The sequence below is a fragment of the Bacillus sp. JJ1609 genome (genome assembly GCF_036967045.1).
In the GTDB taxonomy this organism is placed as follows: Bacteria; Bacillota; Bacilli; order Bacillales; family Cytobacillaceae; genus Mesobacillus.
Map to the genome: position 1 here is coordinate 130,443 of NZ_JBALSS010000018.1, position 7,320 is coordinate 137,762.

General features: G+C 43.0%; 7 protein-coding genes and 1 pseudogene. 7 read left to right on the forward strand and 1 reads right to left on the reverse strand.

All coding sequences use genetic code 11. The annotated features are described in order from the left end of the window. The first annotated feature begins 193 nt into the window (after positions 1-193). The 7 genes and pseudogenes from nusB to V7654_RS14790 all read left to right on the forward strand — a co-directional run bounded on the left by nusB (position 194) and on the right by V7654_RS14790 (position 7,139). Complete coding sequence (gene nusB / locus V7654_RS14760; protein WP_335431263.1) at positions 194-586, forward strand: transcription antitermination factor NusB; 393 nt, start codon at positions 194-196, stop codon at positions 584-586. A 57-nt stretch (positions 587-643) separates the two neighbouring features. Then, positions 644-1,516 carry a bifunctional methylenetetrahydrofolate dehydrogenase/methenyltetrahydrofolate cyclohydrolase FolD gene (folD, locus tag V7654_RS14765; RefSeq protein ID WP_335431264.1) on the forward strand — a complete coding sequence of 291 codons (873 nt, stop codon included), beginning with the start codon at positions 644-646 and terminating at the stop codon, positions 1,514-1,516. 195 nt (positions 1,517-1,711) lie between these two features. Next, complete coding sequence (gene xseA / locus V7654_RS14770) at positions 1,712-3,073, forward strand: exodeoxyribonuclease VII large subunit (RefSeq protein WP_335431266.1); 1,362 nt, start codon at positions 1,712-1,714, stop codon at positions 3,071-3,073. Continuing rightward, positions 3,060-3,293 carry an exodeoxyribonuclease VII small subunit gene (locus tag V7654_RS14775; protein WP_335431268.1) on the forward strand — a complete coding sequence of 78 codons (234 nt, stop codon included), beginning with the start codon at positions 3,060-3,062 and terminating at the stop codon, positions 3,291-3,293. The genes xseA and V7654_RS14775 overlap by 14 nt, the downstream gene beginning before the upstream one ends. Before the next feature lie 2 nt (positions 3,294-3,295). Continuing rightward, positions 3,296-4,189 (forward strand): polyprenyl synthetase family protein, encoded by an 894-nt coding sequence (locus V7654_RS14780; RefSeq protein ID WP_335431270.1) that lies wholly within the window; start codon positions 3,296-3,298, stop codon positions 4,187-4,189. Between the two features lie 205 nt (positions 4,190-4,394). Beyond that, positions 4,395-6,346 (forward strand): annotated as a pseudogene (gene dxs / locus V7654_RS14785) (1-deoxy-D-xylulose-5-phosphate synthase). Further along, entirely contained in the window at positions 6,291-7,139 is an 849-nt protein-coding gene (locus V7654_RS14790) for a TlyA family RNA methyltransferase (RefSeq protein ID WP_335431272.1), read from the forward strand. The pseudogene dxs and the gene V7654_RS14790 overlap by 56 nt, the downstream one beginning before the upstream one ends. On the opposite strand, the gene V7654_RS14795 is transcribed toward V7654_RS14790, so the two are convergent. Beyond that, positions 7,113-7,320, reverse strand: a 208-nt coding sequence (locus V7654_RS14795; protein WP_335431274.1) for a hypothetical protein, incomplete at its 5' end; no start/stop codon positions are given. The two genes, V7654_RS14790 and V7654_RS14795, sit on opposite strands and share 27 nt — an antisense overlap.

Sequence of the window (7,320 nt, forward strand, 5' to 3'; positions counted from 1 at the left end):
CGAGTTTGTCTACAGTCTGCACAGTCTGTTAAAAAAACTGTATATTTCTTAGCCTCAAAAATGGTAATTTTACAATTTGTTTTGATTAACTTTTTCTAAAAAGTGAAAAATAATAGGAAACCATGCGCAAAGAGTTATGTTATGCTATTATTTTGTTAGAATCAGACAAGCCATAAAGGAGCTAATGAATAGAATGAAAAGAAGAACAGCAAGAGAAAAGGCCCTCCAGGCCTTATTCCAGATTGATATAAGCAAGGTAGAAGCATCAGACGCGATTGAGCATGTACTAGAAGAAGAAGCGGGAGACGATTACCTCGACAAGCTTGTGTACGGAACTGTTCAGCACCAAGAGGAAATTGATGAGGAAATCAAAGTTTATTTAGAAAAATGGTCGATTGACAGACTTGCTGCTGTTGACCGAAACCTGCTGCGCCTAGCGGTATACGAATTAAAGTACTGCAATGATGAAGTGCCAGTAAATGTCGTTCTTGATGAAGCAATAGAAATTGCTAAATTATATGGGGATGACCAATCAAGCCGATTTGTAAATGGAGTTCTGTCTAAGGTGAAGCAGAGTATTTCCTAATACCATTAAAAAAGAGGCAGGTTGGACCCTCCCTGATCAATTAGGGGGAGAAAAAGTATGGCTGCTATTATTATTGATGGAAAAGAAATCGCTAAAAAGAAAAGACTGGAGATCATTGACCAGGTAACAGAAATGAAAAAACAGGATTTCACTCCTGGGCTGGCTGTTATTCTGGTTGGTGATAACCAGGCTTCAAGAACATATGTTAACAGCAAGCAAAAAACGGCTCGAGAATTAGGGATGCATAATGTTTTGATTGAGTATCCTGCCTCTATAACAGAGCACGAATTATTGGCTAAGATCGATGAATTGAACAATGATGATTCGATTCATGGCATTTTAGTCCAGCTTCCGCTTCCAGCCCATATCAACGAAACAAATCTAATTGAAGCAATTTCTCCAGAAAAAGATGTAGATGGCTTCCATCCCCTTAACATCGGCCGGATGATGACGGGGCAGGACGCATTTTTGCCATGTACTCCAAACGGAGTCATGGTGATGCTGGAGGAAATAGGACTTGACCTTGCAGGGAAGCATGTAGTTGTTGTCGGCAGAAGCAATATTGTAGGTAAGCCGGCAGGTCAGTTATTTTTAAAGGAAAATGCGACAGTTACATATTGCCATTCGAAAACGAAGGATCTTGTGGAGCATACAAAAAAAGCTGATATTGTCGTTTCCGCGGTTGGTAAAGCAGGCTTGATCACAGCCGATCATATAAAGTCAGGAGCAGTCGTAATTGATGTCGGCATGAACCGGGATGAGCAAGGAAAGCTTTGCGGGGACGTGGCCTACGCAGAGGTCAAGGAGAAGGCAGGGTATATTACTCCTGTTCCTGGCGGTGTAGGACCAATGACGATCGCCATGTTGATGTACAATACATTAAAATCTGCAAAAAATCACCTGAATAACCTTCAAAATTCAAATATCTAAGGTGTGATACTGTCTATATCTGTTATAGTTGGAAGCTCTAAGTTCGCTATTGTTAAGTGACGAATCGAGATTCTAAATTTATAATAGGTATGGGCAGTTTTTTATTAGGTTTTTTCAGTAATAGATGTTCTGTAGCAACTAGACCTGAACACAATATAACATGATGCATTATATGTTTAGCTAAAGGAGTATTCTATGGATAATCAGCGTTATCTCACCGTCAACGCTTTAACCAAATACATAAAAAGAAAATTTGATGCAGATCCGCATCTTCAGGATGTTTTCATAAAAGGAGAAATCTCGAACTTTAAGCGCCATTCGAGCGGACATATGTATTTCACGCTCAAGGATGAAAAGGCGAGAATCCTTGCAGTGATGTTCTCCAGTGCAAATCGTAACATGAAATTCAAGCCTGAAAATGGAATGAAGGTATTGGTTCGTGGAGAAATATCTGTCTATGAAGGCAGTGGTCAATATCAGGTATACATAAAAGAAATGAAAACCGATGGCGTAGGCGATTTATTCGTTGCCTACGAACAGTTAAAGAAGAGGCTTGAGCAAGAGGGGCTTTTTTCTCCGCAATACAAGATGCCAATTCCTAAATATCCTAAAGCAGTAGGTATCGTTACTTCGCCAACAGGTGCTGCCATAAGAGATGTTTTAACCACAATAAAAAGAAGATACCCTATCACAAAGGTTCTGATTTATCCCGCCTTGGTACAAGGGGAGCAGGGGGCGCCATCAATCGTAAAGGCTATCGAAAAAGCCAATGAAAGAAATGATGTCGATGTACTGATCATTGGCCGTGGCGGTGGATCCATTGAGGAATTGTGGGCTTTTAATGAAGAGGCGGTTGCCCGTGCCATTTTTGCTTCAAAAATACCGATTATATCGGCAGTAGGGCATGAAACAGATTTTACGATAGCAGACTTCGTTGCCGATATGAGAGCACCCACTCCTACAGGGGCTGCAGAGCTGGCAGTACCCCATATCCAGGAGCTGCTTGAACGCGTAATGAATCGGGATACGAGGCTTCTCAGGGCAATGAGGGAAAAGATTTTCTTTCAGCAGGAGCGCTATCAGCGGCTGATTCGCTCTTATGCGTTCCGCTATCCGAGGAAATTATATGAGCAAAAGCTTGAGCAAGTGGACAAGCTGACGGAATCCCTAACCCGTGGAGCAAAAAAGCTCTACTCTTTTAAACTTGAAGAACAAATTGGGCTTAGGAAAAGGCTGGATCGAAGCCACCCCGAGGAATTGAAGAAAATCTCGGCAGATAAACATCAGAGGGTAACAAGGGCATTGAGCAGAGCGATGGCTGCAGTTATTTCTGAAAAGAGAAAAGAGTTTAATGGAGTGATTTCAACCCTCGAAGCTTTAAGTCCGCTGAAAATCATGGATAGAGGATACAGTCTTGCCTATACTGAGGATGGTAAACTAATTAAAAAAGTCGCCCAGGTAAAACCGGAGCGAAAAATATATGTAAAGCTTTCGGATGGCAGCTTTAAATGTGTCGTAACCGATATTGAGGAGAGTGCTAATGATGACAGAAGATAAAAAATTAACCTTTGAACAGGCTATGGAACAATTGGAAAGCATCGTTGAGAAGCTGGAAGAGGGAGATGTTCCCCTCGAAGAAGCAATTTCTTTTTATAAAGAAGGAATGGAGCTTTCGAAGCTATGCCATGATAAGCTAAAGAATGTAGAATCACAACTTGCAGAGATCATTACAGAAGATGGACGGACTGAAGGTTTCTCCATAAATGAGGAGGAATAGCATTGCATCCTGTTTCACTGGAATCATTCACAAAAAAATATAAAGCTTTAGTTGAAACTCGGCTTAGGGAAACTATAGGGACACTTGAAGCGCCAGAAAACCTTACAAAAGCCATGCTTTATTCACTTGAAGCTGGCGGTAAAAGAATTCGCCCTCTATTGCTTTTCGCGGTGATTGACGCTTTCGGCAAAGATCCTGAACTGGGAGTGGACGCAGCTGCAGCGATTGAAATGGTCCATACATACTCACTCATCCATGATGATCTTCCCAGCATGGATGATGATGATTTAAGAAGAGGAAAGCCGACTAACCATAAAGTTTTTGGTGAGGCAACAGCCATTCTTGCGGGTGATGCGTTATTGACAATGAGCTTTAATATGCTCGCTGATATCCCTGATGAATACGCTTCTGATAAAGTGAAATTGTCATTGATTAAAGGGTTGTCTAAGGCAGCGGGCGCTATCGGAATGGTAGGCGGCCAGGTTGCCGATATGGAAGGTGAAGATAAAGAACTGTCTCTTGAACAATTAGAGTATATCCATATCAATAAGACTGGCAGACTTTTGGAATATAGCATAATCGCCGGTGCTGACATTGCAGGAGCTACCGCTGAACAAAAGACTGTCTTGTCAAAGTTTTCCTATCACATTGGCCTGGCATTCCAAATCCGTGATGACATCCTCGATCTTGAAGGCAGTGAGGATTTGATAGGTAAACCAGTTGGAAGCGATACAGAAAACCATAAGAGCACTTACCCTGCGCTTCTCGGCCTTGCTGGTGCAAAAGATGCACTCGAAAACCATTTGCATAGCGCAAAAGAAGCCTTGGCAACGACCAAACTTGAAGTTGCGGTGCTTTTGGAGATTACTGATTTAATCGGGTTGCGAAACTATTAAGCCTCGGCTGTCGTTGAGAAGGCATGAACCATGTGCTATAATTGGCTGTTAGCACGATAGTGTTAGCAGTTTTTTTTACATAATTTGTGGTTTAGCTTGAAAACCTTTCTTTACTTAATATATGTTATTACTAACAACTTTTTTGGAAAAACAGATAATCATATATCCGGATTATTAAGTCAGAAATGAAAGTGAGTGGTCCTTAATGGATCTTTTATCAATAAAAGACCCTTCCTTCTTGAAAAATCTTTCGAATAAGGAACTGGAAGAATTAAGCGGGGAGATTCGGCAGTTTTTGATTGAAAAGCTATCGGTTACTGGGGGACACATTGGCCCAAACCTTGGTGTAGTTGAACTTACAATTGCCCTCCATAAGTGTTTTGACAGTCCTAAGGATAAATTTCTTTGGGATGTCGGACATCAGTCATATGTCCATAAGATTTTGACAGGAAGGGCATGCCAATTCGATACGCTAAGACAATATAAGGGCTTGTGCGGTTTCCCGAAGATGATTGAAAGCGAGCATGATGTTTGGGAAACTGGCCATAGTTCTACATCCCTTTCTGCAGCAATGGGGATGGCGATTGCCAGAGATTTGAAAGGCGAAAATTCCCACATCGTTCCGATTATTGGGGATGGGGCCCTCACAGGCGGAATGGCTCTTGAAGCCCTCAACCATATCGGCCATGAAAAAAAGAAACTGATTGTCATCTTGAATGATAACGAAATGTCGATTGCTCCCAATGTAGGTGCCTTGCACAGTGTCCTTGGCCGTTTGAGGACTGCAGGTAAATATCATTGGGTAAAAGATGAGCTTGAGTTGCTCCTAAAGAAAGTGCCGGCAATTGGCGGACAACTCGCGGCAACTGCAGAGAGAATAAAAGACAGCCTAAAGTATTTATTTGTATCAGGAATCTTTTTTGAAGAATTAGGATTTACCTATCTTGGTCCGGTAGATGGCCATAATTATGAGGATTTATTTGAACACCTGGCTTATGCAAAAAAACAGGATGGCCCGGTATTGCTTCACGTGATCACGAAAAAAGGGAAGGGCTATAACCCTGCTGAAAACGATAAAATTGGCACCTGGCACGGAACAGGACCATACAAAATGGAAACCGGAGATTTTGTGAAGCCTGATTACGCTCCGCCTGCATGGAGCAAGCTTGTCAGTGAGACTGTGAGGAAGATTGCAAGAACGGATGACCGGGTTGTTGCTGTCACTCCTGCAATGCCGGTGGGTTCCAAACTAGAGGGCTTCGCAAGCGAGTTTCCTGACAGGATGATTGATGTTGGAATCGCAGAACAGCATGCAACAACATTTGCTGCCGGGCTTGCAACGCAAAATATGAAACCGTTCCTTGCCATTTATTCGACCTTCCTGCAGCGTGCCTATGACCAGGTCGTCCACGATATTTGCCGACAGAACCTTAATGTCTTTATCGGGATTGACCGCGCAGGCCTTGTAGGGGCTGATGGAGAGACACATCAGGGAGTATTTGATATTGCGTTCTTAAGACATCTTCCTAATATGGTGTTAATGATGCCTAAGGATGAAAATGAAGGACAACATATGGTATATACGGCTATGAAATATGATGATGGCCCAATTGCAATGAGATATCCGCGCGGCAATGGACTGGGAGTTCCTATGGACGATGAATTAAAGGAGATTCCAATCGGAACATGGGAAATTCTCCGTGAGGGTGAGGATGCAGCAATCCTGACCTTCGGAACGACGATTCCAATGGCACTTACAGCAGCTGAGATTCTTGCTAAGCAGGGTATCTCAGTAAGGGTCATCAATTCAAGGTTCATCAAACCACTGGACGAAAAAATGCTTACTGGTATCTTAAATGAAGATTTACCGATTTTAACAATTGAAGAGGCAGTCCTTCAGGGAGGATTTGGAAGCTTCATTCTTGAAACAGCCCAGGAACTTGGCTACCACAAAGCTGAAATTGACCGTATGGGAATACCAGATCAATTCATTGAACACGGAAGTGTTGATAAATTGTTAAAGGAAATTGGAATGACAAAAGACGATGTTGTCTTGCGGATCCAAAAGCTTGCAAGACAAAAACAAAAAAGGGCGTAACAAATGAAAATCAAAAAAGAACGATTAGATGTGCTGCTCGTGGAGCGTGGTCTTGCTGAAACAAGAGAAAAGGCGAAACGGACAATCATGGCAGGGCTTGTCTACTCCAATGAAAACCGGCTGGACAAGCCAGGAGAAAAGGTAAATAGTGATATTCCACTAACAGTAAAGGGTAATGTCCTTCCATATGTAAGCAGAGGCGGCTTGAAGCTTGAGAAAGCATTAAAGGTTTTTGACCTGGAAGTTAAAGGCAAAATTCTGCTTGATATCGGAGCTTCTACTGGCGGATTTACGGATTGCGCCCTGCAGAATGGAGCAGAAATGTCCTATGCCCTGGATGTTGGCTATAATCAGCTCGCTTGGAAACTGCGACAGGACGAGCGGGTGGAAGTGATGGAGCGTACCAATTTCCGCTACGTGAAACCTGAAGACCTGACAAAGGGTCTCCCGGACTTTGCCAGCATTGACGTATCCTTTATCTCGTTGCGGCTGATTCTACCTGTACTGAAGACCTTATTGGTGTCAGGGAGCGATATCGTCGCTCTCGTTAAACCACAGTTTGAAGCAGGTCGAGAACAAGTCGGCAAAAAGGGGATTGTCCGCGACAGGAAAGTCCATATAGAAGTAATCGAGAGGATCATTGCCTTTGCACTAAGTGAAGGCTATGACGTCTTCGATCTTTCATTTTCACCGATTACAGGCGGGGATGGGAACATTGAGTTTCTCCTTCATCTTCAGTGGAACGGTAAGCTTGGAGAGAAGGGTGAGCTGAGGTTGAAATCAACATCTGATGAAGTTGTAGCTGAGGCACATAATGAATTGAAATCAAAACAAACTAGTGAAGAAGAATAGGCAAATAGCCTGTTCTTCTTTTGCTTTTGGCTCTGTTAAACAAGGCTGTTGATTTTCGTTCCAGGCGCTTCGCTTTCCGCGGGGCTGGCGCTGAGCCTCCTCGTCGCTTCGCTCCTGCGGGGTCTCACCTGTCCAGCTAAGCCCGCAGGACATTGAATAGCTCCCTCGAATCTGCCCACGC